Genomic DNA, 25,708 nt, shown 5'->3' with positions numbered 1-25,708 from the left:
GCAGATGAAGACGACCGACGACCTGTACAACGGCCGCCGCTTCGACGGCCGACGCAGCCCGCAGGAACAGGCGCTGCGCTGGCCGGGCGGCGCGGGCCTGGCCATCAGCTTCGTGCTCAACATCGAAGAGGGCGCCGAGCTGTCGGTGGCCGATGGCGACGCCAGCAACGAAGGCGTGCACGAGGTGAGCCACCGCATCGACGGTGTGCCGGACTACTGCATGGCCACGCATTTCGAGTACGGGGCCCGTGCCGGTTATGCGCGGGTGGCGCAGCGCTTCATCGACGCCGGCCTGCCGCTCACCTTGAACATCTGCGGCCGCGCCTTGGAGCGCACGCCCTGGGTGGCCGACGACGTGCGCACGCATGCCTGGGAGCCTTGCGGCCACGGCTGGACCTGGACCTCGCCCGCCGGCCGCTCCGAAGTGCACGAGGCCGGCGACATCGCCCGCACGGCCGCGGTCATCACCCGGCTGTGCGGCCGGCCGCCCAGCGGCTGGCACGACAAGAGCAGCCGCACACCGGCCACGCGCCGCTTGCTGCGCGCGCATGGTGGCTTCATCTACGACAGCGACGACTACGGCGATGACCTGCCGTTCCTGCTCGACCCGCGCGACGGCCGACCGCCGCACGTGGTGCTGCCGTACGGATTCGACACCAACGACATGCGCTTTCTCGACCGTGGTGGCTTCGTGCGGGCGGACGACTTTTCAGGCTACGTGATCGACGCCATCGAGGCGCTGCGGCCAGAGGCGCGCCATGCGCCGCGCATGCTGACGATCGGCCTGCACACCCGCATCATCGGGCGGCCGGGGCGCATCGCGGGGCTGGACCGGGTGATCCGCCATCTGGCCGACTGCGCCGACGCGGTGGTGATGACGCGCGAGGCCATCGCCCACCATTGGCTGGGTTGAATCTCAGCCGGCGCCCAGCACCGCCGCCGTTTCCGCCGCGCCCATCTTGGCCGCCAGCGCGCCAGCCGTGCCGCCGGCCGCGTCCTGCCGCGCCGGGTCGGCGCCGGCCTGCAGCAGGGCGTGCACGATGGCCGTGCGGTTGAACATCGCGGCGTACATCAGCGCGGTGCGGCCGTCGGCGCCGGTGGCGTCCACCTGGGCGCCGTGCTGCAGCAGCAGGTGCACGATGTCCTCATCGCCCTTGAACGCCGCAGCGCCCAGCGGCGACTGGCCCTTGTCGTTGCGCCGCTCCGTGTCGGCCCCGTGCTGCAGCAGCAGCGCCACCAGCGGCACGTGGCGGTGGTAGGCGGCCAGCATCAGCAGGCTGTCGCCGGCGTCGTTGGTCAGGTCGGCGGGCAGGCCGGCCCGCAGCAGCGGCGCCAGGTGGCCGACGTCGCCCTGGCGGGCGGCATGGAAAACCTGCCGAAGCTCCTGCAGGATGGCTTCGTCGAGCGGGGGTTTGACGGCGTTCATGACCCCGCCCCAGCAGGCGCCGTGCCTGCCCTCGGGCGGGCATCCACGCGTCAGCGCATCAGCGTCACGCCGGATTTGTCGATGCGCAGCGAACCGTCGCGCGCCGGCAGCACCAGCCGGCCGTCGTCCAGCCGATATTCGGTTTCGCCGGTGGGCTCCCAGTGGGCCACCGCCTCGTTCAGCGAAGGGTCGCGCACCAGGTGCTCGTAGCCCATCACCTTGTAGCGGGCGCCGTCGGAGCCCTGGGCCTGGAAGCTTTCCAGCAGGTGGAGTTGCTTGTCCATGGAGTGTCCTCTGCCGTGGTCGAGAGGCCCCCTGTTCTACGCCGCTCGGCGCGCGGTGGCAACCCTGCCGTCAAGACCACCATGCCGCCAGGGCGCGGCCGATGCTCCCGGGCTGCGCCAGCGCCATGAACAGCACGCCGGCCACCGCACCGGCCACGTGGGCATCATGGTTGATGCGCCCGCCCTGGCTGCGCCCGGCCCACAGGCTGAAGGCCAGGTAGCCCAGCGCGAACAGCGGCGCCGGGATGGGCACCGGGATCGGCAGGATGAACAGCGACGACTGTGGAAACACGATGATGGACGCGAACAGCACCGCCAGGATGGCGCCCGAGGCGCCCAGGCTGGCATATCCCGGCTGGCGGCGGTGGATGAACCAGGTGGCGACGCTGCTGGCCAGCAGGCCCACCGCATACAGCGCCACGAAGCGGGGCGTGCCCAGGTGCCGTTCCAGCCCGAAGCCGAAGGCCCAGAAGGTGAAGCCGTTGAACACCAGGTGCGGCAGGTCGGCGTGGATGAAACTGCTGGTCACCAGCGTGGCGTAATCGCCGCGGCGCGCCAGGCCGTGCGGCCGCAGCAGGTTGCGGGAGATCAGCTGCGGCGCCTTGTACAGGCCCAGCAGGCTCACCACCACGATGGTGGCCAGCAGCAGGGTGGCGGCCGGGGCGCTGGCCACGGCGGCAAGGGTGTCGGGGTTCATGCGGACACTGTAGCTTGTCTAGACATCTTGCACGAAAAGGTTGCCAAGGCGGGGGCGGAATCACTATAGTTGTCTATACAACTTGACCGCCGCCCGCCGGAGAATGCCCGTGAGCCAAGCCGAAACCCCTGCCGACCACGCCCTGCGCAACGACCCCCGCTACGACGCCAGCCGCGTGATCCGCGCGCCGCGTGGCAGCCAGCTGCAATGCAAGAACTGGTTGGCCGAGGCGGCATTCCGCATGATCCAGAACAACCTCGACCCCGAGGTGGCGGAAAACCCCAAGCACCTGGTGGTCTACGGCGGCATCGGCCGCGCGGCGCGCGACTGGGCCTGCTTCGACCAGATCCTGGCCTCGCTGCAGGCGCTGGAGGCGGACGAATCGCTGCTCATCCAGTCGGGCAAGCCGGTGGGTGTATTCAAGACCCATGCCGACGCGCCGCGGGTGCTGATCGCCAACTCCAACCTGGTGCCCAAGTGGGGCAACTGGGACCATTTCAATGAACTGGACCGCAAGGGCCTCTTCATGTACGGCCAGATGACGGCCGGCAGCTGGATCTACATCGGCAGCCAGGGCATCGTGCAGGGCACCTTCGAGACCTTCGTCGAGGCCGGCCGCCAGCACTACAACAACGACTGGTCCGGCCGCTGGATCCTCACCGCCGGCCTGGGCGGCATGGGCGGCGCGCAGCCGCTGGCCGCCACGCTGGCCGGGGCGGTGTCGTTGAACATCGAGTGCCAGCAAAGCAGCATCGACTTCCGCCTGCGCACCCGCTACCTCGACAAGCAGGCCCACAGCCTGGACGAAGCGCTGGCGCTGGTCAAGCACCACTGCGACCGCAAGGAGGCCGTCTCCATCGGCCTGCTGGGCAATGCGGCCGACCTGCTGCCCGAACTGGTGCGCCGCGCGCAGGCCGGCGGCCCGCGCCCCGACCTGGTGACCGACCAGACTTCGGCCCACGACCTGGTGAACGGCTACCTGCCGCCCGGCTGGACGGTGGCGCGCTGGAAGGCTGCGCAGCACGACCCCGCCCAGCATGCCGAGCTGCAGGCCGCCGCCGCGCAGGGCTGCGCGCAGCATGTACAGGCCATGCTCGATTTCCAGGCCATGGGCATTCCCACGGTGGATTACGGCAACAACATCCGCCAGGTGGCCTTCGACCGGGGCGTGAAAAACGCGTTCGACTTCCCCGGTTTCGTGCCGGCGTACATCCGCCCGATGTTCTGCGAAGGCAAGGGCCCGTTCCGCTGGGTGGCGCTGTCGGGCGACCCGGAAGACATCTACAAGACCGACGCCAAGATCAAGGAACTGTTCCCGGCCAACCGTCACACCCACCGCTGGCTGGACATGGCGCGTGAGCGCATCAGCTTCCAGGGGCTGCCGGCGCGCATCTGCTGGCTGGGCCTGGGTGAGCGGCATGTGGCCGGCCTGGCCTTCAACGAGATGGTGCGCAAGGGCGAACTGAAGGCGCCCATCGTCATCGGCCGCGACCACCTGGACACCGGCTCGGTGGCCAGCCCCAACCGCGAGACCGAGGCGATGAAGGACGGCACCGACGCGGTGAGCGACTGGCCGCTGCTGAACGCGCTGCTCAACACCGCCGGCGGCGCCACCTGGGTGAGCCTGCACCACGGCGGCGGCGTGGGCATGGGCTACTCGCAACATGCGGGCATGGTGATCGTGGCCGACGGCAGCGACGAGGCCGAACGCCGCCTGGCCCGCGTGCTGGTGAACGACTGCGCCTCGGGCGTGATGCGCCATGCCGATGCCGGCTACGAAGCGGCGGTGGCCTGCGCACAGCGGCATGGGCTTAAGCTGCCGATGATTCGCTGACTACCGGGGGGCATCGGCCATGCATTGCGACGCGCTGTGGCATCACCTTCACCTGGCCACCATGGCCGAAGGCAGTTCCTACGGCGCCATCGAGCATGGCGCCCTGGCCGTGGCCGATGGCCGCATCGTGTGGCTGGGCCCCGAGGCCGACCTGCCCGCCGGCCTGCGGCCGGAGCGGGAATACGACGGCGGCGGCCGCTGGGTGACGCCGGGCCTGGTCGACTGCCACACCCATGCGGTGTACGCCGGCAACCGCAGCGACGAGTTCGAAGCACGCCTCAACGGTGTGGCGTATGAAGAGATTGCCCGCCGTGGCGGCGGCATCGTGGCCACGATGCGGGCCACCCGCGCCGCCACGCCCGAGGCGCTGTTCGCGGCCAGCCGCCGCCGTGTGGCCAACCTGCTGGCCGAGGGCGTCACCACGCTCGAGATCAAGTCGGGCTATGGCCTGGACACCGCCACCGAGGCCAAGATGCTCCGTGTGGCCCGTGAACTGGGCCGCCTGCTGCCGGTGCGGGTGCACACCACCTTCCTGGGCGCGCATGCGCTGCCGCCCGAGTACGCCGGCCGGGCCGACGACTACATCCAGCTGGTGTGCGACCAGATGCTGCCCGCGCTGGTGGCCGAAGGCCTGGTGGACGCGGTGGACGCGTTCTGCGAGGGCATCGGCTTCACCCCCGCGCAAACCGAGCGTGTGTTCCAGGCCGCCCATGCCCACGGCCTGCGCGTGAAGCTGCATGCCGAGCAGTTGAGCGACCAGGGCGGGGCGGCCCTGGTGGCGCGCTACCGGGGCTTGTCGGCCGACCACCTGGAGCACCTCAGCCCCGCGGGCGTGGCCGCGATGGCCGCCGCCGGCACCGTGGCCGTGCTGCTGCCCGGCGCCTTCTACTTCCTGCGCGAGACCCGGCTACCGCCCGTGGGCGCGCTGCGCGAGGCCGGCGTGCCGATGGCCGTTTCCACCGATTGCAACCCGGGCACCTCGCCCATGCCGTCGATGCTGGCCGCGCTGAACATGGCCTGCACGCTGTTCCGGCTGACGCCGGAAGAAGCTCTGGCCGGTGCCACCCGCCATGCCGCCGCCGCGCTGGGCGTGCAGCACGAGGTCGGCCTGCTGGCCGTGGGCCGTGAAGCCGACTTCGTGCTGTGGGACATCGACCGGCCGGCCGACCTTTGCCATGCGATGGGCTTCAACCCGTGCTGGCGGGTGGTTAACGCGGGTCACGTGCGGCTGCCGGCGGTTTAGGCTTCTTCCGGCGCCCGGCGGGGTGTCGCGCAAAGTGCTAAAGATCGGCAAATATGCGCACACCGTGCCGGCGCGGGGGATGAGGCCGTGACACTGGGCGACGCTGCCGCCTGCCTCGCGCCCTCATGCCTCGTCCCGTTCCTGCTCCCACCCCCCGTTCCACCTTCGATGCCGCGTTGGACGAGGCCTCCGGTGCGGCGCCGGTCAGTCCCGGTGCGCCAGAGCGGCTCGCCCGCCCCGCGTACAGGCCGCGGACAGGCGTGGTCACCGCGGTGCTCGTCACGCTCGGCCTGCTGGCGGCCGGTGAAGCCGCCGTGCGCGGCACCGGCTGGCTCGACTTTCCGCTCTTCGTGGCCGACGCCCGCGTGGGCTACGCGCCCGCGCCCGACCAGGCGGGCCACTGGCGCCTGCGCAGCGACTGGCAGTTCAACGGCCTGGGCATGGCCGGCCCGGCCTTTGCGCCTTCGGCCACCACCCCCAACCTGCTGTTGCTGGGCGAAGGCGGCGTGCTGGGCTGGCGCCACCCGCGCAGCACCGACCGCCTGGGTCCGCAGCTGGCGCGCGCCAGCCGCCAGGCCGTGTGGTCGATGTCGGCGCCGGGCTGGACCTTGCGCAACCAGCTGGCCTGGCTGCGCCGGCACCCCGAGGTGGTGGACCAGGTGGACCGTGTGGTGCTGGTGGTGGGCAGCGGCGACTTCGTCGAGGCCCGCTCCTGGGCCTGCGACCTGACCCACCCGTTGCAAAGGCCGGTCCTCGGCCTGTGGTACCTGCTGCGCCAGCAGCTCACCGACCCGGCCGGCTGCGGCGAAACGCCGTCGGCCTTGCGTGTGCCCCCCGGCGACTGGCAGGCCGATCTGCGGGCCTGGGCGGCCGAGCAGCCGCCGGCCATGCGCAAGCTCAGCGTGTTCCTCTACCCCAACCGCCAGGAATCGCAGCTGACCGCCGCCCTGGCTCAGAACCTGGAACGTCAGGCCGGTGCCATCGCGCGGGCGGCGGGGCGGCCGGTGCCGGTCTACAGCGTCGGCCGTGACGTGCGCTGGCAGCCGCTGCTGTACCGCGACAACCTGCTGCCCACCGAAGCCGGCACCGCCGTGCTGGCCGCGGTGATGGCGTCGCCGGGGGCCGCGGGCTGGCGCTTGCAGCCGTGAGCGGCTGAAGGGCGCGCCTGGCGCCCAGCCTGCCGCAGGCTGCGCGGATGCCGGCAACGTCTGCGCCGGCGTGTGGCCGGCCGATGCTTGGCGGCGTCAGGTGCGGCCGCCTTCCCGGCCCTCCACCGGAAACCACGCCCCAGGCTTGACCACCTGCGGCTGCGCCGTGTCGGTCATGTAGTGCGGCGACATGATCTGCACGCCGTGTTCGTTGAACACGTCCTGAATGTGGCCGTGCAACTGGTTCATCGCTTCGGCGCGGCGGCGTGGGGCGCTGCGGTCGGCCTGGGCGCACAGGCGGTACTCGACGTAGAAGTCCGACAGCGCCGTCTGCACCACGTAGGGCGGTGGCTCGGTGGCCACGCCGGGCGTGCGGCGCGCGGCTTCCAGCAGCATGTGGTGCACCTGCCGCCACGGCGTGGCGTAGCCGATGGTCACCGCGGTGTGCAGCACGAACTGCCCGTCGCCCACCAGGCGCGAGAAGTTGCGCACCGCCTGGCCGGCGATCACGGCGTTGGGCAGGCTCACCGCTTCGCCCATGCCGGTGTGGATCTGCGTGGCGAACAGGCCCATGTGCGAGACGGTGCCTTCCACCTCGCCGATCTTCACGTACTCGCCCGGCCGCATGGCGCGGGCGTACATCAGGCTCAGCCCCGACATGGCCTGGCCAACCGCGCCGGAGGCGCCCAGCGACAGCATCAGGCCGGCCAGCACCGTCACGCCCTTGAACGATTCGCTCTGCGCACCCGGCAGGTAGGGGTAGGCGATGGCCAGCGCGAACAGCCACACCAGCAGGTGGCCCAGCCGGCGGGTGGGGCCGGCGGTGTCGCGGTCCAGCCAGGCCAGCTGCAGCTCGCCCTGTTCCACCCGCCGCAGCAGCAGCGTGAGCGTGCGGGTGAGCAGCCAGGCCAGCGTAAAGATGAGCACCGCCGTCAGCAGCCCCGGCACCGCGGCCGCGATGGCCAGCGCAAACGCCTGCAGCCGGTCCAGCAGCCACAGCGAAGCCCGCTCGCCCCAGGGCCTGGTGTAGGCGAACTGTCGCAGCACGAAGGTGGCCCACAGCTCGGCCACCAGCAGTGCGCCCACCCACGCCAGCGCCGCCGCCAGCCAACGCACGCCGCCATGGGCATGGCGGCCGTAGGCGCCCACCAGGCTGGCGGCCGGGTGCCGCTGGTGCCAGCGCTGCAGCGCCGCGTCCAGCCGCTGCACCAGCCGGCGCCGGATGCGGAACAAGCCCCAGGCCAGGCCCACCGCCAGCACGGTGGCGGCTGCGGCGCTGGCGGCGCCGAGGGCCAGCTGCCGGGGGTCGCGCATCTCACGGGCCTCGGCCACCGCAGCCTGCAGCCGATGCGCCACCTGCCGCGTGGCCGCTTCCAGCAGCACACCGGGGCGGGCGCCGCCCACGTCTTCAGGCAGCAGGAAGAAGACCGTCTGCCCGTCGACCTGGAACCGCACCGCATCGCCGGCGGCATCGTGCGTCACCCGGCCCGGGCCGGCCTGGGCGGCCACGGCCTCGATGGCCTGGCGCGCCAGTTCGGCGCGCTCGGCCGGTGTGTCGCCCAGCAGCCGGGCGCGCAAGGTCACGATCTGGCGGTGGTGCAACTCCACAAGGGCGGGCGCATCGGGCGCTGCGGCGGCAGGGCCGGAGGCTGCCGCGGCAGCCGGCGTCGCGCCATCGCCCGCAAGGGGCCAGGCAGCGGCCGACTGTGCCAGCGCCGGTGCGCCTTGCAGTGCGGCCCACAGCAGCAGAGCCAGCAGGCCACCCGCCGAAGCCAGCGGCGGATGCCTGGGACCGGCAGCCCAGCCTGCGCCACCCCGCTGCCGCTTCACGCTCAGGCTTGCCCCCATCCGCATGCCCCTGCCAGCCGTTCATGCCGCCCCCGGCCGGGCCATGTTAGCGGCGCACCGGGGCTGCGCACCCTCTGATGAAGTAGGGAGGCGGCCGCGCCGCGACGGCCTCACACTGACCCCTTCGCAAGGAGGATCCGGCGATGCGCAGCCCGCAATACCCCGCCCGCGCCACGCGCCCATGCCACGGGCTGCAGCGCGCAGCTGCCCTGGCGCTGGCCTGCGCGCTGGCCGCCTGCGGCACGCCGCCGCCGGCCACCACGGTGGCCCCGGGCGGGCTGGACGAGCTGCCGCCGCCCGCTGCCGGCCTTGAAGGCGACCTGGCCACGCCACGTGCACCGGTCGTGTCGGGTGGGCCGGCGCTGCGCGCGGTGGCCGACTTCTACTGGCCGTATGCCGCCCTGGCGGCCGACGTCTATGGCGCCGACGACCGGCCCGACAACTACACCGCGCTGGCCTTCGACTCCCCCTCACTGAGGCAGGAGGTGCGTGAGCTGAAGTACCCACGCGCCCAGGACTTCGTGCGCCAGCTGGACGAGCTGGACACCTTCAACCGCTACGAGCGGCGCTACCAGCTGCTGTGCGGCAGCCGCGCGCGGGAGGAGGCCGCCGCGCAGGGCCGGGCCGAGGTGCTGCGCCAGCACTGCGCCGCGCTGGACGCGCAGCAGGCCGAGCAGGTGGAACAGGAAGCCGCCCGCGCCGCCGAGCCCAACACCTTCGTGGATGCGCCACCGGCCAGCGACGACGACTGCCGCTACACCCAGCATGAGCCGCGTGTGCCGGTGAACGAGGCACTGCAGGAATACCTGTGGACCCGCCTGCCCGAGTTCCATGCCGAGACGCAGGCCCGCGGCTGGTCGCTGTTCGTGCCCGACCTGGCCATCGACGTGTGGCGGCGCCCGCGGGCACCGGTGGCCGGCGTGCCCAGCTTCGAGTACGCGCTCGTCTACCGCGGCACCGTGGGTGGGGGCGGCTGGGTGTCCAACCTGCGCGGCGTCACCTCGTTCACGCCTTTCGTGTGGGACCAGTACCGCCAGGCCGACCGGGCCAGCCGCGCCATCATCCAGCGCATCCAGCGGCTGCATGCCCTGAGCGACCTGCTGCACGAGCGCCGCGCGCCCACGCAGCTCTACATCACCACCGTGGGCCATTCACTGGGCGCCGGTCTGGCGGTGTACATCCAGCTGCTCAACCCGGAGGTCACGCGCAGCGTGGGCTTCAATCCTTCGCCGGTGGACGGTACCTCGATGATCCGCGTGGGCGATGCGCCGGTGGCGCGCAAGCCCTCGCGGGCCGGCATCAACCAGCAGCTGGCCGAAGGCCGGCGCCGCATCGACGCGGGCGATGCCGGCCAGCCGGGCCAGGCACCGGCGGTGGCCGGCGTCTTCCAGCTGCATGAAGACGGCGAGGTGCTCAGCCGCTTCAGCGGCTGCACGCCGGGCCCGCTGTGGGGCGCCGAAGGCGGGCCGGCGGTGCATTGCGACGTGGTGAACCTCAGCCGCGGCAGCTGGATACGCCAGCACAACATGGCGCAGATGGCCTGCAAGCTGGCGCTGGTGCATGCGGGCAAGCCCATCCGCGTCGATTGAGGCCTGCCCCGGGAGGTGATGATGAACCTGCTGTCGTTCATGCGGCTGATGGCCGTGGCCCTGCCGGCATGGCTGGCCGGCTGCCAGCACCCCGCGGCCTCGCCGGAGCCCGCCGGCCCGCCGGCCAATCCGTATGGCCTGGCCACCGAGGCCGAGCTGCCGGCCCGCATGGCCAGCCAGATCCAGCCCTTCTGGCGGCAGCAGGTGGTGCAGGGCCGCTTCGCCGCCAGCGGCGGGCTGATGCTGGCCTATGCGCTGGCCGAGCCGCCGCAGCCGCGGGCCAGCGTGGTCATCGTCAACGGCCGCACCGAGACGCTGCTGAAGTACGCCGAGGTGATGCACGACCTGTGGCGCCAGGGCTATGCGGTGTACACGCTGGACCACCGCGGCCAGGGCCTGTCGCCGCGGCTGCTGGCGGACGAGCCGGAAAAGGGCCATGTGGCCTCGTTCGACGACTACGTGGCCGACCTGGCTGTGTTCATCCACCGCGTGGTGCGCCCGCGCTCGGCGGGCCGGCCGCTGCTGATGCTGGCGCACTCGATGGGCGGCGGCATCGCCTCGTTGTACCTCGAGCGGCACCCGGGCGTCATCCGCGCGGCGGCGCTGTCGTCGCCGATGCATGCGCCCAATGCCAAGGTGTTGTTCAGCGCCACCACCGGCTGCCTGTGGTTCAAGGCCACCGGCGGTGTTTGCCCCACCTGCTGGGCCGGCCTGCTGGACGCCGGCTGGAAGGCCAGTACCTTCGACGACAGCCGCAATGAACTGACGCATTCGGCCGTGCGCCACGGCCTCGTGGAACAGGTGATCAGCGAACGGCGCCAGGTGGCGCTGGGCGGCCCCACGCGGGGCTGGGCACGGGCGGCCTGCCAGGCGTCGGACGCGTTGATCGAAGGCGCCGGCCGCATCGACGCCCGGCTGCTGGTGCTGCAGGCCGGGGAAGACACCGCGGTGACGGCCGCTGGCCAGGCCGCCTTCTGTGCCGGGCTGCAGCCGGCGGTGCGGCCACAGCCGTGCCCGCTGCGCATCGAAGGCGCGCGGCATGAGCTGCTGGTCGAGGCCGACCGCTACCGCCTGCCGGCGATGACGGCCATCCTCGACTTCTTTGCGCAGCCCTGATCAGGCCTTCCTGGCCAGCTGCTCGCCGATGGGCAGCTTGCGGATGCGCTGGCCGGTGGCCGCGAACACCGCGTTGGTGACGGCCGGGGCCAGCGCCGAGGTGCCGGGCTCGCCGATGCCGCCCGGGTCTTCGGTGCTGTTGATGATGTGCACGTCGATCGTGGGCGACTCGTTCATGCGCAGCATGCGGTAGTCGGTGAAGTTGTTCTGCATCACCCGGCCCTGGTCGAAGGTGATCTCGCTCCACAGCGCGGCGGTGATGCCGAAGTTGACGCCACTCTCGATCTGCGCCCGCACGGTGTCGGGGTTGATCACCTGGCCGCAGTCCACCGCGCACACCACGCGCAGCACCTGCACGTTGCCTTCACCATCCACCGCCACCTCGGCCACCTGGGCCAGGTAGCTGCCGAAGGCGAACTGCACCGAGATGCCACGGCCCACGCGCTTGCCTTCGATGGGCTTCATCGGCGTCTTCCAGCCGGCCTTCTCGGCTGCCAGCTCCAGCACCCGGCGCTCGCGCGGGGCCTTGGCCAGCAGGCCGCGGCGGTACTCGAACGGATCGGCCCCGGCCGCGGCGGCCAGCTCGTCCATGAAGCTTTCCACCACGAAGATGTTGTGCGTGGGGCCGACGCCGCGCCAGAAGGCGGTGGGCACCGGCGGCTCATGCCGCACGTAGTCCACCTTCACGTTCGGGATCTGGTAGGGCAGGTCCTTGGCACCTTCCACTGCGTCGGGGTCCACGCCGTCCTTCACGGCCGGCGGTGCGAAGCGCGCCATGATGGACGAGGCGGTGATGCGGTGCGACCACGACACCGGCCGGCCCTGCGCATCGAGCGCGGCCTGCAGGCGGTCGTAGTAGTAAGGGCGGAACATGTCGTGCTGGATGTCCTCTTCCCGCGTCCACACGAACTTGATCGGCGTGCCCGGCTTGGCCTTCTTGGCAAAGGCCACGGCCTGCACCACCGAATCGACCTCCAGCCGGCGGCCGAAGCCACCGCCGATCAGGTGGTTGTGGATGCGCACCTTGTCCAGCGGCAGGCCGGTGAGCTTGGCCACCGCGCCCTGCGCGATGGTGGGCACCTGGGTGCCCACGTAGACGTCGCAGCCATCGGCCTGCAGCACCACCGTGGTATTGATCGGCTCCATCGTGGCGTGGGCCAGGAAGGGCAGCTCGTACACCGCTTCCAGCTTGCGGCCGGGGGCTTGCGCAAACGCCTGGGCCGCATCGCCGTCGTTGCGGGCCACGGCGCCGGGCTTGGCGGCGGCTGCCTGCATGTCGGCCACCAACTTGGCATTGGTGAAGCCGGCGTTGGGGCCGTCGTTCCAGGTGGGGGCCAGTGCGGCCAGGCCTTGCTTGGCGGCCCACATGTGATCACCCACCACGGCTACCGCGTTGTCGATCTTCAGCACCTGGCGCACGCCCTTGACCGCCAGGGCCTTGGCTTCATCGGCGCTCTTGAGCGTGCCGCCCACCACCGGCGAGGCGGCCACCGTGGCCACCAGCATGCCGGGCAGGCGCACGTCAATGCCGAAGCGGGCACGGCCGTTCACCTTCTCGGGCGAATCCAGCCGCTTGACCGGCGTGCCGATGAGCTTGAAGTCCTTGGCGGGCTTGAGCTTCACGTCGGCCGGGGCCGGGCGGCGGGCCGCTTCGTCCACCAGCTGGCCGTAGTGCAGGCTGCGGCCGCTGGCGGTGTGGGTGACCACGCCATTGCGCACCGTGCAGGCGGACGCCGGCACGCCCCAGCGGTCGGCCGCGGTGGCCACCAGCACCGTGCGGGCGCTGGCGCCCGCCTTGCGCAGCGGCACCCAGGCGCCGCGCACCGAGGTGGAACCGCCCGTCACCTGGCCGCCCAGCAGCGGGTCGCCATAACGTTCGTTGTCGGGCGGTGCATGCTCCAGCTTCACCTGGGTGATGTCGACTTCCAGCTCTTCGGCCAGCAGCATCGGCATCGAGGTGTAGGTGCCCTGGCCCATCTCCACCTTGTGCATCACCAGCGTGACCACGCCCTCGCGGTCGATGCGGATGAAGGCGTTGTGGGCCAGCGCACCGGCTTCACCGGTGGCCTTCTCGGCGGCCTGGCCGACGGCCGCTTCGGCCGGCTTTTCCTTGCGGTCGGGTTGCGCGCGCAGCGGCAGCGCAAAGCTCACCAGCAGGCCACCACCGGTGGCGGCGCCGAACTTCAGGAAGCTGCGGCGGGGCAGGGTGTTCATCGGCACGGACATGGTCAGGCTCCCTTGCGCGAGGCAGCCAGCTTGATGGCGGCGCGGATGCGGTTGTAGGTGCCGCAGCGGCACACGTTGCCGCTCATCGCGGCGTCGATGTCGGCGTCAGACGGATTGGGGTTGCTGCGCAGCAGCGCAGTGGCCTGCATCACCTGGCCCGACTGGCAATAGCCGCACTGCACCACGTCCAGCTCGCGCCAGGCGGCCTGCACGCGCTGGCCGACGGGGTCGTTCTCGATCGCCTCGATGGTGACCACACGTTTGCCGGTGCAGGCGGCCACGGGCGTGACGCAGGAGCGGATGGCTTCGCCATCCAGGTGCACCGTACAGGCACCGCACATGGCGATGCCGCAGCCGAACTTGGTGCCGGTGAGCCCGGCGACGTCGCGCACTGCCCAGAGCAGCGGCATGTCGTCGGTGACGTCCATGGCGCGCGGCTGGCCGTTGATGTCGATGGTGGGCATGGAAGTTCTCTGCTTGAAAAGGGTTGCGGAAAGCTGCCGGAGAACTGCTGAAGGAACGCGGCAAGGGCCGGTCCGGCGCTGGCATGGCGGCTGGGCATGGCTGGTGCCAACATCGCCGGGGCCGACCAAGGACCCTTCATGATGCCTCGCAACCTGCCCACCCTGATGCTGCCTGTTGCAAATCCCCAGGCCGCCCTCTGCCAAAGCCGGCCCCCCGATGCAAGCCCCGGCGCGGAGTGGTTGATCACCAATGGCCTGGGTGGCTATGCCTGCGGCGCCGTGCAGGGGCCGGCCACGCGCCGCTACCACGGCTGGTTCGTGCCCAACCTGGACCGGCCGCGCGGCCGCCATGTGCTGCTGCCGCGGCTGGACGACAGCGTGGTGGCCGACGATGGCGCCTGGGTGCTGGATGCGCACCTGGCCGGCTTTCGCCTGGAAGGCAGCCTGCCGGTGTGGCGCTACGAGCTGCCCGGCCGGGTGATCGAACGGTCGGTGGTGATGCCGCACGGCCACCAGGCGGTGGCGGTGCGCTGGCGCCTGCTGCAAGGTGCGGCCTGCCGGCTGCTGCTGCGGCCTTACGTGGCCGCCCGCCGGCAGGACGACCCGCTGCCCTGCGAGGACGTGCCGCGCTACCAGGCCGACGACGGCGAAGCCGGCAGCCTGCGGCTGACGCTGCACGAAGGCCTGGTGATGCAGCTGGCCACCGAGCCTGCGGGCCTGCCTTTCCAGCACGACGGGCTGCTGGACCCGGCACGCCACCTGGCGCTGGAACAGGCCAGAGGCTACGACCATGCCGAGCACCAGCACAGCCCGGGCCACTGGACCGCGCCGCTGGCCACCGGCCGCGACGTGGCACTGCGGGCCACGCTGGCGGGCGACGCGCCGCTGGGCCCGGTGGACAGCCTCTTCGAGGCCGAGCTGGACCGCCAGGCGCTGCTGTTGATGACGGCCGGTCTGGCCGAGCGCGGCGACGCTGCGCAGGCGACCGAGGATGAAGACATCGAAGCCCGCCTGGTGCTGGCCGCCGATGCCTTCATCGTGCGGCCGGTGGTCCGTGCGCCAGGCGAGTCAGCCGACGACGCCCACCGCCGCTCGGTGATCGCCGGCTACCCCTGGTTCACCGACTGGGGCCGCGACACCATGATTGCGCTGGAAGGCCTGACCCTGGCCAGCGGCCGCCATGCCGAGGCGCGGGCCATCCTGCACACCTTCGCCGGCTACCTGCGCGACGGGTTGCTGCCCAACCTCTTTCCCGAGGGCGGGCGCGAGGGCCTGTACCACACGGTGGACGCCACGCTGTGGTTCTTCCATGCGCTGGACCGCTACACCATCCGCAGCGGCGACGACAGCCTGGTGCCGGCGCTGTACCCGGCGCTGCGCGAGGTGGTGCGGCACCACGTGCACGGCACCCGCTTCGGCATCGGCGTGGATGCCGGCGACGGCCTGCTGCGCGCCGCGGCCGAGGGCTACCAGCTCACCTGGATGGACGCCAAGCTGGACGACTGGGTGGTGACGCCGCGGCGCGGCAAGCCGGTGGAGATCCAGGCGCTGTGGTTCAACGCGCTGCGGCTGATGGCCGACTGGTCGCAGCAGCACGACCTGCCCGACGACGGCTTCGATGCGATGGCCGACCGGGTGGGCGACAGCTTCAACCGACGCTTCTGGTCGGCCGAGCGGGGCCACCTGCTGGACGTGGTCGATGGGCCCGAAGGCGACGACGCCACGCTGCGGCCGAACCAGGTGTTCAGCCTCTCGCTCAGCTACCCGGTGCTGCAGCGGCCGCTGTGGGCCCCGGTGCTGGCCACGCTGCGCCGCGAACTGCTGACACCCTGCGGCCTGCGCACCCTGGGCCCGCGCGAAGCGGCCTACCAGCCGCGCTACGAGGGTGACTTGCGCGCCCGCGATGCCGCCTACCACCAGGGCACCGTATGGCCCTGGCTACTGGGTCACTTCATCGATGCCTGGCTGCGTGAACATGCCAACCCGGCCGAGGCGCGCGCCATGCTGGCCGCGCTGCCGGGCCACCTGCGCCAGGCCGGCATCGGCCAGGTGAGCGAGGTGTTCGACGGTGATGCGCCGCAGCGTCCCGAAGGCTGCTTCGCCCAGGCCTGGAGCGTGGCCGAACTGCTGCGCGCGTGGCAGGCCACACGCGCAGTTGCCTAGATGTCTATCGGCACGCGCAGGTCGGTCAGCGGCACCAGGCCCTGGTCGCCGTCTTCGTACACCACGATCACCGCGGTGGGCAGGGTGCCCCAGCAGGCCTTGTAGCGCTTGCCTTCCACCTGCGCCCAGGCGCTGCGGAAATAGGGGCGCAGCTCGGGAGACAGCTGCTTGAGCACCGCATCGTCGGTGCAGGCCGCCTCGGTCAGGCGGATGGCGTTGGTGCCCTGGTAGGCCACCAGGTCGGTGGTCTGGGCGGTGGCGGCTGCGGCGGCCAGCAGGGCGGTGGCCAGCAGGGCAGGGGTGCGGATCATGGATCACCTCCGGATGCGGCCACGGGCCGCCTGACCACATTTCATGCGGGGCACTGCATGCGCGGTGTAGGACAGCCGGTGGTCCGCGGGCCGACGATGCCGCAACGCGGCATGCGGGGCCCGCCGATGCCGCCAGTGCCGCTTGCCTACACTCGCGCACCCGCTCAACGCACCACCGATGCAAGCCCTGCTCGACACCATCGCCACGCTGCCCCGGCCCACCGAGGCCGGCCGCCACTTCCACGGGCGCGGCGGCCTGTACCCGGGCTGCGAGGCCTTCACGCTGGACGCTTATCCGCCGGTGTGGCTGTTCACCAGCTTCGCGCCGGTGGAAGAAGCCGCGCTGCACACCATCGGCCAGGCGCTGGCCGCGCGCGGGGCCCAGGTGGCGCCCGGCGAGCCGCTGAACTGGGTGTTCCAGCAGCGCGACGAATCAAGGGCCACCAACCGGCTGATGGCCGGCGAGGTACCGGCCGAACACGTGGTGGAGGAAGACGGCGCCCGCTACGGCGTGCACCTGCTGCGCGGGCAGAACCACGGCTTCTTCCTCGACATGGTCGAAGGCCGGCGCTGGGTGCGCCGCTGGGCCGCGCAGCAGCCGGGTGGCCGCGTGCTCAACCTGTTCGCCTACACCTGCGCCTTCTCGGTGGCGGCGCTGCAGGCGGGGGCAGGGCATGTGACCAATGTGGACATGGCCGGCGGCGCGCTGTCCATCGGGCAGCGCAACCACGGTCTCAACGGCATAGCCGCGCGGGCCGCCTTCATGCCGCACGACATCTTCAACTCATGGGGCAAGATCAAGCGCGGTGCGCCCTACGACCTGATCGTGGCCGACCCGCCCAGCCACCAGAAGGGCAGCTTCATGGCGCCCAAGGACTACCCGCGCGTGATGCGTCGGCTGCCCGAGCTGCTGGCGCCGGGCGGGCTGGCGCTGCTGTGCTTGAACACGCCCAAGCTGGGTGCCGACTTCCTGCTGCAGGGCATGCAGGCCGAGGCGCCCACGCTGCAGTTCGTGGAGCGGGTGGCCAACCCGGCCGTGTTCGGCGACGTGTCGGCCGACCGGGCGCTGAAGGTGATGGCCTTCCGCGCCCCGGACTGATCAGACGTCCGTCCCCGGCTGCCCTTCACGCGCGAAGTGCTTGCCGGCGGCGGCCACCTTCAGGTAGCGGGCCACCGTCTTGCGGTCGCTCAGCATCAGCACCGCGTCGTCGTTGCCGATGCCTGCGGCCTGGGCCAGCTGCTGGCCGGCCGCGTCCAGGCCGATGGCCTTGAGGTGGCGCCAGGCGTCGCGCAGGAAGTCCTGCGCGGCCGGGTGGCCCAGCAGCGGCTGCATGCCTTCCTCGCCGCCCAGCACGATCACCGCGCCGAAGAGGCAGGACGGTGAGCCGGCCAGCGCGCCGTCGGCCTTCAGCAGGCTGCCGTCGGACAGCTTCACGCCTTCGATCTTCTGCGCGATCACGGACACGCGGGCACGCGCCTTTTCCAGCGCCTGGCGCGTGGTGCTCACCAGTTCGGCATCGGCGCCCTCGGCCACCAACATCGCCAGGTGGCGGCCCTTGAGTCCCCCGGCACGGCTAGCCACTTGGCTCAGCGTGGGGGAGGGCGGCAGGTCCTGCGGCGTGCGGGCCGGCGTGGCGGCCGAGATGCTGCCCGCTGCCACGCCCAGCTTGTCGGCCACGGCCTGGGCCAGGGTTTCGTCCACCAGCACCAGGTGCGACAGCACGCGGTCGCGCACGGCGCCGGTTTCCACCTTGCCCAGCTCGAAGGCCAGCGCATTGATCATGTGGCCTTGCTCGGGCGCCGTCATCGAGCGGAAGAAGAGGCGCGCCTGCGAGTAGTGGTCGGCGAAGCTCTCGGGCCGCAGCCGTTGCTTGGGGCCGGTTTCTTCCAGCGGCAGGCTGTTGAAGCCACGCTCCGGCGATTCACGCGGCAGCCGGCTGCCCAGCGAGTTGGGCTCGTAGGCCACGCGGCCCGTGGGCACCTGCATCTGCATCTGGCCATCGCGCTGGAAGTTGGCCACCGGGCAGCGCGCCTGGTTGATGGGCAGCTGGTGGAAGTTGGGCGTGCCCAGCCGCGACAGCTGCGTGTCCAGATACGAATGCAGCCGACCCTGCAGCAGCGGGTCGTTGCTGAAGTCCAGGCCCGGCACCAGGTGGCTGGGGCAGAAGGCCACCTGCTCGGTCTCGGCGAAGAAGTTCGACGGGTTGCGGTCCAGCACCATGCGGCCCACCACCTCGATCGGCACGATCTCCTCAGGAATGACCTTGGTGGGGTCCAGCACGTCGAAGGGCAGGCTGTCGGCCGTGGCCTGGTCGAACACCTGCAGGCCCAGCTCCCAGGTCGGGAAGTCGCCGCGTTCGATCGCTTCCCACAGGTCGCGGCGGTGGTAGTCGGTGTCGGCGCCGGCGATCTTCACCGCCTCGTCCCAGGTGGTGGATTCCACGCCCAGGCCGGCCCGCCAGTGGAACTTGACGAAGCGCCACTCGCCGGCCGCGTTCACCAGCCGGAAGGTGTGCACGCCGAAGCCGTCGATCATGCGCAGCGAGCGCGGGATGGTGCGGTCGCTCATCGCCCACATGATCATGTGCAGGCTTTCGGGCATCAGCGAGACGAAGTCCCAGAAGGTGTCGTGCGCCGAAGCCGCCTGCGGAAAGCCGCGGTCGGGCTCCATCTTCACCGCGTGGATCAGGTCGGGGAACTTGATCGCGTCCTGGATGAAGAACACCGGGATGTTGTTGCCCACCAGGTCGAAGTTGCCTTCGTCGGTGTAGAACTTGACCGCGAAGCCGCGCACGTCGCGCGGCGTGTCCACCGAGCCCGCGCCACCGGCCACGGTGGAAAAGCGGGTGAACACCGGCGTGCGCTTCTTGGGCTTGCTCAGGAAGCTGGCCGTGGTCCATTCGCTGCAGTCGCGCAGGCATTCGAAGTAGCCGTGCGCGGCCGAGCCGCGGGCATGCACGATGCGCTCGGGGATGCGTTCGTGGTCGAAGTGGGTGATCTTCTCGCGCAGCAGGAAGTCTTCCAGCAGCGTGGGGCCGCGGTAGCCGCCGTGCAGCGAGTTCTGGTTGTCGGCGACCGGCAGGCCCTGGTTGCTGGTCAGCAGCGGCTGGCCGACGCCGGCCGTCTGGTGGGTTTCACCGCCCTGGCCGGTGCCGGGGGGCATGGCGGCCTTGGTGTTGTTGCCGCCGGTACGGCGGGCAGCGGGGGCGGGCATCGCGGGCTTGCGGGTGGGCATGGGCTTTCCTCTCGGGGCGTGATCAGCACCCGGAAGGCTAAGCCGCATACCCCCCGCCCGCCTGTGGGCCAGGCGCCTCGCCGGCTGTAGGACAGCGCGACGAAAACGCCGCCCGCCGCTTACGTGGTACGGAACCGCGTGATCATCTGCACCAGCCGCTCGGCCTGGTGGCGCAGCGACTCGGTGGCGGCCGAAGCCTGCTCCACCAGGGCCGCGTTCTGCTGGGTCGAGCGGTCCATCTCGGCCACCGTCTGGTTGACCTGCGCGATGCCGCTGGCCTGTTCGGCCGTGGCGCGCGAGATGTCCTCGACGCTGCCGGCGACGCGCTCGATCGCACTGACGATGCGGCCCATGGTCTGGCCCGCGGCCTGCACCTTCACCGCACCGGCGTCGATCTGCTCCACCGAGCTGCTGATCAGCGTGCGGATCTCGCGCGCCGCATCGGCACTGCGCTGGGCCAGGCTGCGCACCTCGCCGGCCACCACCGCAAAGCCCCGGCCCTGCTCGCCGGCGCGGGCAGCCTCCACCGCGGCATTGAGGGCCAGGATGTTGGTCTGGAACGCGATGCCGTCGATGGTGCCGATGATCTCGCCGATCTTCTTGGCCTGGGCGTTGATGGCCTCCATGGTCTGGATCACGTCGGCCACCATCTGGCCGCCTTCGCGGGCCACGGTGGAGGCGTCGTGCGCCATGGTGTTGGCCTCGCGGGCATGGTCGGCGCTGTTGCGGATGGTGGCGGCCAGCTCCTCGATGGAGGCGGCCGTCTGCTGCAGCGCGGCGGCGGTGTTCTCGGTGCGGGCCGAGAGGTCGCTGTTGCCGGTGGCGATATCGCCCGAGGCGGTGCTGATCTCGCCGGCCGTGCGGCGGATGTCCACCACGATGCCGCTGAGCCCGCGCGACACCTCGCCCAGCGCCGCCAGCACGCGGCCGGTGGCGTCGGCCGAGGCGGCCTGCTCGACATGCGTCAGGTCGCCCTGCGCCAGCTGCCCGGCCACCTGGGCGGCCTGGCCCAGCGGCATGCTGATGGCCCGCACGATGGCCATCGACAGCAGCGCCGCCAGCACCAGCGCGACCAGCGTCGTCGCGGCGATGATGCCGCTGTGGCGTTGTGCCGTCGCCGAGGCCTCGGACACGCTCTGGGCGGTCTTGGCCTGCTCGCGGCTGATGTAGTCCTTGAGCTGTTGCTGGCTCGTGGCGAACTGGTTGTCCAGTGTCACCACGAAGGTGGCTGCCGTGGCCACACCGGTGGTCTTGATGTCCAACGTGTCGCGCGCGCTCTTGGCATAGGCCGTGTACCCGTCGGCGATCGGCGTCAGCACGGCGCGGTCTTCTGTCGTCAGTGCGGGGTCGTTGGCGGCGGTGCGCACCGCCTGATCGAACGCCTGCAGCTGCACGCCGATGCGCTGGTCCAGCTGCTGGATCATCTCGGCCCGCTGGCCGATGGCCTCCCAGGTCAGGCTCTGGTAGATCAGCTGGTGCAGCTGCGTCAGCTGCTGCGCCAGCGTCTCGGCCTTGACGATGCGCTCCACGCCTTCGTGGCCGATGTCGTGCAGCTCCTGCGTGAGCGAGCGGTTGGCGAACCAGCCCACCGCCGCGACCACCAAGAGGCACAGTGCGACGAAGGCCGGTGCCAGCGACACCTTCAAGCCGATCGAGGCGTTGCGAAAGAAGGGGATCATGGCTTGCCCGGTGACTGCTGAGGCAGACCGCTCAGCGGTAGATGCCGACGCCGACGAAACCTTCGCCGTTGGGCTGCTTGCGGGCATAGGTGGACTTGGCCATCATCTTCTTGGAGATGGGGTCCGGCCAGTCGTAGTCGTACCAGCCGCCGCCCTTGGCGGCCAGGTCGATCAGGCCGGTGACCACGGGCTTGCCATTACCGTCCTTGACGGCCGACATGTCCTTGCCGACGAGCTTCTCGTTACCACCATGGGCCAGCACCATCGCCTTGCTGTCGTAGACCATGACGTAGAGGTCCTTCTTGGTCCAGGCCGCCTTGTCGGTGGTGAAGTCGGCATAGGCCTTCTGCGGCCCCACCTTCTTGATGTGTTCGAAGGCGGCGTCGGCCATGGCCTTGGCCTCTTCCTTGGTGCCACGTTCCTGGGCAGCGGCGGGCAGGGCGAAGCAGGCAGCGGTCATCAGGGCGACAGCGATGCGCGAGGTGTACTGCATGTGATGGGTCTCACTGGCTCAGAGGCGCGGCGACTGCCGCGGGAGCATTTTCTATCGGCGCATCACATGTGATTCTTTAGGGGAGGTCACCTAACCTGCATCCCCTGCGCCGAAAACCGCAGCCCGTCGGCCGCAGGGCCCAGCACGGCGCGCAGGTTCTCGCGGGCGGCGTGGCGCAGGTTGGCCACCACGTTGGCGGGCTGTTGCTGGCTGGTGCGGTGGGCCAGGGCCATGAAGGTGCCCAGCATCGCGCACTGCTCGTAGAGCCGCCGGCGGTCTGTGGCATTGAGCCGGGCGAGCAGGCCTTGCAGCTGGGCGCTGGCCCTCAGCTGGTGGCCGGCGGCGCTCACCGCCTCGTCGCTGGGCTCGGTGCCGGTCATGGCCATGTAGTTGCCGGCCAGCAGCGCGACCACCGCGCCGGCCACGTCCTCGGCCGGCCAGCCCAGCTTGCGTTCCAGCTGCTGGTAGCCGGGCATCAGCTGCAGGTAGATCTTTTCCAGCCGGGCACGCTGCGCGGCCGGCGCGGCCTGGGCCAGTTCGGCGGCGCTGCGTTCCACCTGCGGCGGCGCCAGCGCCGGCTGCGCCTTGGCGGCCGCCCGCGGTGCGTCCGGGCGCGTCGCGTTGATCAGCGCTTCCTGGTTGAGGAAGGTGTTGCTGATGAAGTTGGAGGTGGGCGCCGCATAGGTCTGCGCGAACTCCATGATGTATTGCGCCGACGCGGCCGAAGGCATCAGCGCCGCGGCGCTGAGCAGCCAGGCCGCGCCGGCCCTTCGCCAGCGGAGGATGGGGGTGAGGTGCGGGTCGTACAACTTCATCGCAAGGGCCCGTGGAGCCGGGCGTCCGTCCCAAAGGGCCGCAGCGTACGGACTCCGCCGTTCATGGCCACCCCTAGCACCGCAGCCCGACAACCGGCCGTTACATCTTTTTTGTCGCAGGCACTGCATCTGAACTGGGGTCTGGTGGCTAGAGCAGAGGTGAGCCTCGGCCACCTCCCGCCTTCGGGCGGGATGCCCACTCCCTTTGCTTCAAGGACAAGACCATGCGCTCGATCTTCTTCGCTTCCATCGCCGTCACCAGTGCGGCCCTGCTGTCGGCCTGCGGCGGCATGCCGATGTCGGCTGCCACGTTCAACCAGGCCAGCCTGCCCGACGCGGTGAAGGTGCCCGCCGGCCACCGCGTGGCGATGGAGACCGTGGGCGTGGGCGAGATCACCTACGAATGCCGCGCCAAGGCCGGCGGTGCCGGCCAGGAATGGGTGTTCGTCGGCCCGCAGGCCGACCTCAACAACCGCATGGGTGCCAAGGTCGGCACCTACTACGGCCCGCCGGCCACCTGGGCCTCCAGCGACGGCTCCAAGATCACCGGCACGCAGGTGGCGGTGGCCCCGGCGATGGCAGGCAGCATCCCGCTGCAACTGGTCAAGGCCAACCCGGCCACCGGCATGGGCGCGATGAACGGCATCGCCTACATCCAGCGCGTGGCCACCCAGGGCGGCGTGGCACCCGCCAGCCCCTGCGACGGCGCCACCCTGGGCCGCAAGCAAGTGGTGAAGTACCAGGCCGACTACATCTTCTGGAAGGCCGCCTGAGCGCAGGGCCATCGCTGCTAGAGTCCGCGCGGTTCCGGCCGCCGCGCCGGCTGCGCGCGATGCATGACCCAGAGCCCATCCCCCTTCGACTATGAAGCCGCCGTGCTGGCCTGTGCCCGCGGCGAGCGCTTTGCGCTGCGCGCCTTGTACGAGCAGGAGGGCCGCTGGCTGCTGGGTGTGGCGCTGCGCATCGTGCGCGACCGCGCGCGGGCCGAGGACGTGCTGCACGACGCCATGCTGCAGGTGTGGCAGCACGCGGGCAGCTTCCAGCCCGCGCTGGGCTCGGCGCGCGGCTGGGTCTACACCATCGTGCGCCACCGCGCCTTGCGCGAGGTGCGCCTGCCCGAGCGACTGCAGACGCTGGACACGCCCGAGCTGGTGAGCCTGTCGGACGCGCGCCAGGCCGCCAGCCCGGTGGACGACGAGCAGGATCGCGGCCTGGACGCCGACAGCCTGGAGCGTTGCCTGCAGCGGCTGGACGAGCTGCGGCGGCGCTGCGTGGTGCAGGCCTTTGTCGAGGGCTACACCCATGAGCAGATTGCCGAGCGGCTGCAGACGCCGCTGGGCACCGTCAAGTCCTGGATCCGCCGCAGCCTGGCCAGCCTGAAGGAGTGCCTCGCATGATCGACCTGCGAGATGCCGTCGAGCGCTCCGCGATCGCGGGCGAATACGTGCTGGGCACCTTGTCGCCCGAGGACCATGCGGCCGTGGCCGCGGCGCTGGTGCACGACGCCGCGCTGCGCGCCGAGGTCTATGCCTGGCAGGACCGCCTGCTGCCGCTGACACGCCACAGCCCCGCCGCGGAGCCCGCTGCGCACCTGTGGCCACGCATCGAGGCCGCGCTGACCCGGCCCGCTTTGGCCAGCGCGCCCAGCGCACCGGCTGCCAAGGCGCCGTGGTGGCAGCGTCTGGGCCTGTGGCAAGGCGTGTCCGCGGGCGCGCTGGCCTTGTCGGCCGTGCTGATGGTGGTGGTGCTGCGGCTGGCGCCGCTGGCGCAGACGCCACCCGACGCCGCCCGCTACGTGGCCGTGCTGCAAAGCCCGGACAACCGCAGCACCGGCTGGGTGGTGGAAGTGCGCGAAGGCGGCCTGCTGCGCCTGGTGCCCACCGCCGATGCCGGCAGCGTGCCGCCCGGCCGCGTGTGGCAGTTCTGGACCAAGCTGGAAGGCGCGGCCGGCCCCACCTCGCTGGGCCTGGTGCCCGTCGGTCAGACCGTCGAGATCCCGGTCTCGCGCCTGCCCGGCGTGGGCGCGCAGCAGCTGTTCGAGATCACGCTCGAGCCCGAAGGCGGCTCCACCATCGGCCGGCCCACCGGGCCCATCCTGTTCGTGGGGCGCAGCGTGATGCTGTGAGGGCGGCCGCTGCGGCGCCCGTCAGCGGCTTGGCTCCAGCACCGTGGCGCCGGCCCATCGCCCGTCCTGCGCCAGCCCGCGCGCCAGCTCGGTCATCACCACGCGGGCCGCCAGGCCGGCCGGTGAGAGCTCGTCGTCCGACAGGCTGGCCAGCAGGCTGGTGCGGTGCACGCCGTCGTCCGACAAGGCCACCGCGCGAAGGCCGTCGCGCGCGTCGCGGTGGTCGCCGGGCCCCAGCCGGGACACCAGCGCGCCCGGCTGGATGGAGGCGCCGATGCCGGCGCGCACCGCGTCCATCAGGCTGGCCACGCCATCGATCTCCACCACCACGTTGGGTGCCGCGCCCGCGCGACGGTAGGCGTCGAACACCAGGCTGCGCAGCGTGTGCGATCCGCTGGGTAGGATCAGCGGCAGCGCCGTCACCGCCTGCACCGGGGCCTCGTCACCTTCGGGCAGGCCGGGCAGGTCGGCGCGTGCAATCAGGAACAGCCGCTCCTGCAGCAAGGGCACCAGGCTCCAGCGCCGCGCGGCATCGGCGTCGAACAGGATCGCCAGGTCGAGCTGGCGCGAGTTGAGCAGCGATTCCAGGTGGCCCGACAAACCCTCGACGATGCGCACCCGCACGCCGGGGTAGCGCGCCCGCATGGCCTGCACGAAGGGCACGGCCAGCATGGCCGCCGTGGTGCCCGCCAGCCCCACGCTCACATGGCCCGAAAGCCGGCCCTTCTGCGCGATGCTGGCCGCGGCCTCGCACTGCCGCAGGATGAGCTGCGCCTGGCGGAAGAAGTCCAGCCCCGCATCGGTGGGCTGCACGCCGGTGGAGCGGCGCTGCAGCAGCCGCGTGCTCAGTTCGCTTTCCAGCTGGCTGATCTGCTGACTGAGGGTGGAGGTGGCCAGGTCGAGTTCCAGCGCCGCACGGCCCATGCTGCGCAGCTCGACCACACGCACGAAGTAGCGGAGCTGGCGCAGTTCCATCGCAGGGCAGGGCGGCGCAGGGCCGGCGGGTGGCGGT

At 71.3% G+C, this 25,708-nt stretch carries 23 protein-coding genes; 11 read left to right on the top strand and 12 right to left on the bottom strand.

Annotated features, from left to right (window positions below; all coding sequences use genetic code 11):
• Positions 1–4: 4 nt before the first annotated feature.
• Positions 5–913: a polysaccharide deacetylase family protein gene (locus MW290_RS00530; protein ID WP_250195410.1), complete on the top strand. Its 909-nt coding sequence runs from the start codon at positions 5–7 to the stop codon at positions 911–913.
• Between the two features lie 3 nt (positions 914–916).
• On the opposite strand, the gene MW290_RS00525 is transcribed toward MW290_RS00530, so the two are convergent.
• The 3 genes from MW290_RS00525 to MW290_RS00515 form a co-directional block, all read right to left on the bottom strand.
• Positions 917–1,426 (bottom strand): ankyrin repeat domain-containing protein, encoded by a 510-nt coding sequence (locus MW290_RS00525; protein WP_250195409.1) that lies wholly within the window; start codon positions 1,424–1,426, stop codon positions 917–919.
• Between the two features lie 50 nt (positions 1,427–1,476).
• Positions 1,477–1,710: a hypothetical protein gene (locus MW290_RS00520; RefSeq protein WP_250195408.1), complete on the bottom strand. Its 234-nt coding sequence runs from the start codon at positions 1,708–1,710 to the stop codon at positions 1,477–1,479.
• A gap of 70 nt (positions 1,711–1,780) precedes the next feature.
• Complete coding sequence (locus tag MW290_RS00515) at positions 1,781–2,407, bottom strand: rhomboid family intramembrane serine protease (RefSeq protein WP_250195407.1); 627 nt, start codon at positions 2,405–2,407, stop codon at positions 1,781–1,783.
• A gap of 109 nt (positions 2,408–2,516) precedes the next feature.
• Between MW290_RS00515 and hutU the strand changes: the two genes are divergently transcribed.
• The 3 genes from hutU to MW290_RS00500 all read left to right on the top strand — a co-directional run bounded on the left by hutU (position 2,517) and on the right by MW290_RS00500 (position 6,632).
• Positions 2,517–4,241, top strand: coding sequence for a urocanate hydratase (hutU, locus tag MW290_RS00510; protein ID WP_250195406.1), 1,725 nt, complete (start codon positions 2,517–2,519; stop codon positions 4,239–4,241).
• 19 nt (positions 4,242–4,260) lie between these two features.
• Positions 4,261–5,484, top strand: a complete 1,224-nt coding sequence (hutI, locus tag MW290_RS00505; protein ID WP_250195405.1) for an imidazolonepropionase — start codon at positions 4,261–4,263, stop codon at positions 5,482–5,484.
• Between the two features lie 272 nt (positions 5,485–5,756).
• The gene (locus MW290_RS00500; protein WP_250195404.1) at positions 5,757–6,632 is read left to right on the top strand and encodes a hypothetical protein; all 876 of its coding nucleotides are present in this window, start codon (positions 5,757–5,759) and stop codon (positions 6,630–6,632) included.
• Positions 6,633–6,728: 96 nt separating this feature from the next.
• Here the strand turns inward: MW290_RS00500 and MW290_RS00495 are convergent, their stop codons facing one another.
• Complete coding sequence (locus MW290_RS00495) at positions 6,729–8,480, bottom strand: mechanosensitive ion channel family protein (protein ID WP_250195403.1); 1,752 nt, start codon at positions 8,478–8,480, stop codon at positions 6,729–6,731.
• Between the two features lie 143 nt (positions 8,481–8,623).
• On the opposite strand from MW290_RS00495, the gene MW290_RS00490 reads away from it, so the two are divergent.
• Complete coding sequence (locus MW290_RS00490; protein WP_250195402.1) at positions 8,624–10,069, top strand: alpha/beta hydrolase family protein; 1,446 nt, start codon at positions 8,624–8,626, stop codon at positions 10,067–10,069.
• A gap of 21 nt (positions 10,070–10,090) precedes the next feature.
• Positions 10,091–11,185 (top strand): alpha/beta fold hydrolase, encoded by a 1,095-nt coding sequence (locus MW290_RS00485; RefSeq protein ID WP_250195401.1) that lies wholly within the window; start codon positions 10,091–10,093, stop codon positions 11,183–11,185.
• Here MW290_RS00485 and MW290_RS00480 read toward each other — a convergent pair whose 3' ends face one another.
• Together MW290_RS00480 and MW290_RS00475 are read right to left on the bottom strand one after the other, a co-directional pair.
• Positions 11,186–13,399 carry a xanthine dehydrogenase family protein molybdopterin-binding subunit gene (locus MW290_RS00480; protein WP_250195400.1) on the bottom strand — a complete coding sequence of 738 codons (2,214 nt, stop codon included), beginning with the start codon at positions 13,397–13,399 and terminating at the stop codon, positions 11,186–11,188.
• 14 nt (positions 13,400–13,413) lie between these two features.
• Positions 13,414–13,875 carry a (2Fe-2S)-binding protein gene (locus tag MW290_RS00475; protein WP_250195399.1) on the bottom strand — a complete coding sequence of 154 codons (462 nt, stop codon included), beginning with the start codon at positions 13,873–13,875 and terminating at the stop codon, positions 13,414–13,416.
• A 138-nt stretch (positions 13,876–14,013) separates the two neighbouring features.
• Between MW290_RS00475 and MW290_RS00470 the strand changes: the two genes are divergently transcribed.
• Entirely contained in the window at positions 14,014–16,038 is a 2,025-nt protein-coding gene (locus tag MW290_RS00470; RefSeq protein ID WP_250195398.1) for an amylo-alpha-1,6-glucosidase, read from the top strand.
• Here MW290_RS00470 and MW290_RS00465 read toward each other — a convergent pair.
• Positions 16,035–16,349: a hypothetical protein gene (locus MW290_RS00465; protein ID WP_250195397.1), complete on the bottom strand. Its 315-nt coding sequence runs from the start codon at positions 16,347–16,349 to the stop codon at positions 16,035–16,037. The two genes, MW290_RS00470 and MW290_RS00465, sit on opposite strands and share 4 nt — an antisense overlap.
• 178 nt (positions 16,350–16,527) lie before the next feature.
• Here MW290_RS00465 and MW290_RS00460 point away from each other — a divergent pair, with 178 nt between their 5' ends.
• Entirely contained in the window at positions 16,528–17,448 is a 921-nt protein-coding gene (locus tag MW290_RS00460) for a class I SAM-dependent methyltransferase (protein ID WP_250195396.1), read from the top strand.
• Here MW290_RS00460 and MW290_RS00455 read toward each other — a convergent pair whose 3' ends face one another.
• The 4 genes from MW290_RS00455 to MW290_RS00440 all read right to left on the bottom strand — a co-directional run bounded on the left by MW290_RS00455 (position 17,449) and on the right by MW290_RS00440 (position 22,571).
• Positions 17,449–19,584: a catalase gene (locus MW290_RS00455; protein WP_375142776.1), complete on the bottom strand. Its 2,136-nt coding sequence runs from the start codon at positions 19,582–19,584 to the stop codon at positions 17,449–17,451.
• 119 nt (positions 19,585–19,703) lie between these two features.
• Positions 19,704–21,263, bottom strand: coding sequence for a methyl-accepting chemotaxis protein (locus tag MW290_RS00450; RefSeq protein ID WP_250195395.1), 1,560 nt, complete (start codon positions 21,261–21,263; stop codon positions 19,704–19,706).
• Positions 21,264–21,294: 31 nt separating this feature from the next.
• Positions 21,295–21,756 carry a cache domain-containing protein gene (locus MW290_RS00445; protein WP_250195394.1) on the bottom strand — a complete coding sequence of 154 codons (462 nt, stop codon included), beginning with the start codon at positions 21,754–21,756 and terminating at the stop codon, positions 21,295–21,297.
• A gap of 86 nt (positions 21,757–21,842) precedes the next feature.
• A complete protein-coding gene (locus tag MW290_RS00440; RefSeq protein ID WP_250195393.1) occupies positions 21,843–22,571 on the bottom strand; it encodes a DUF6683 family protein in 729 nt (242 codons plus the stop codon).
• 224 nt (positions 22,572–22,795) lie between these two features.
• Here MW290_RS00440 and MW290_RS00435 point away from each other — a divergent pair, with 224 nt between their 5' ends.
• The 3 genes from MW290_RS00435 (at position 22,796) to MW290_RS00425 (ending at position 24,696) form a co-directional block, all read left to right on the top strand.
• Positions 22,796–23,344 (top strand): DUF3455 domain-containing protein, encoded by a 549-nt coding sequence (locus tag MW290_RS00435; protein WP_250195392.1) that lies wholly within the window; start codon positions 22,796–22,798, stop codon positions 23,342–23,344.
• A 63-nt stretch (positions 23,345–23,407) separates the two neighbouring features.
• The gene (locus MW290_RS00430; RefSeq protein WP_250195391.1) at positions 23,408–23,968 is read left to right on the top strand and encodes a sigma-70 family RNA polymerase sigma factor; all 561 of its coding nucleotides are present in this window, start codon (positions 23,408–23,410) and stop codon (positions 23,966–23,968) included.
• Positions 23,965–24,696, top strand: coding sequence for an anti-sigma factor (locus MW290_RS00425; RefSeq protein ID WP_250195390.1), 732 nt, complete (start codon positions 23,965–23,967; stop codon positions 24,694–24,696). The genes MW290_RS00430 and MW290_RS00425 overlap by 4 nt, the downstream gene beginning before the upstream one ends.
• Positions 24,697–24,717: 21 nt before the next feature.
• Here the strand turns inward: MW290_RS00425 and MW290_RS00420 are convergent, their stop codons facing one another.
• Complete coding sequence (locus MW290_RS00420) at positions 24,718–25,671, bottom strand: LysR substrate-binding domain-containing protein (protein WP_250195389.1); 954 nt, start codon at positions 25,669–25,671, stop codon at positions 24,718–24,720.
• Positions 25,672–25,708: the final 37 nt, after the last annotated feature.

Origin of the sequence: Aquincola tertiaricarbonis (genome assembly GCF_023573145.1) — a bacterium.
In the GTDB taxonomy this organism is placed as follows: Bacteria; Pseudomonadota; Gammaproteobacteria; order Burkholderiales; family Burkholderiaceae_C; genus Aquincola; species Aquincola tertiaricarbonis_B.
Note: the sequence above shows the minus strand (reverse complement) of the source record. Positions and strands in the feature narration are given on the sequence as shown.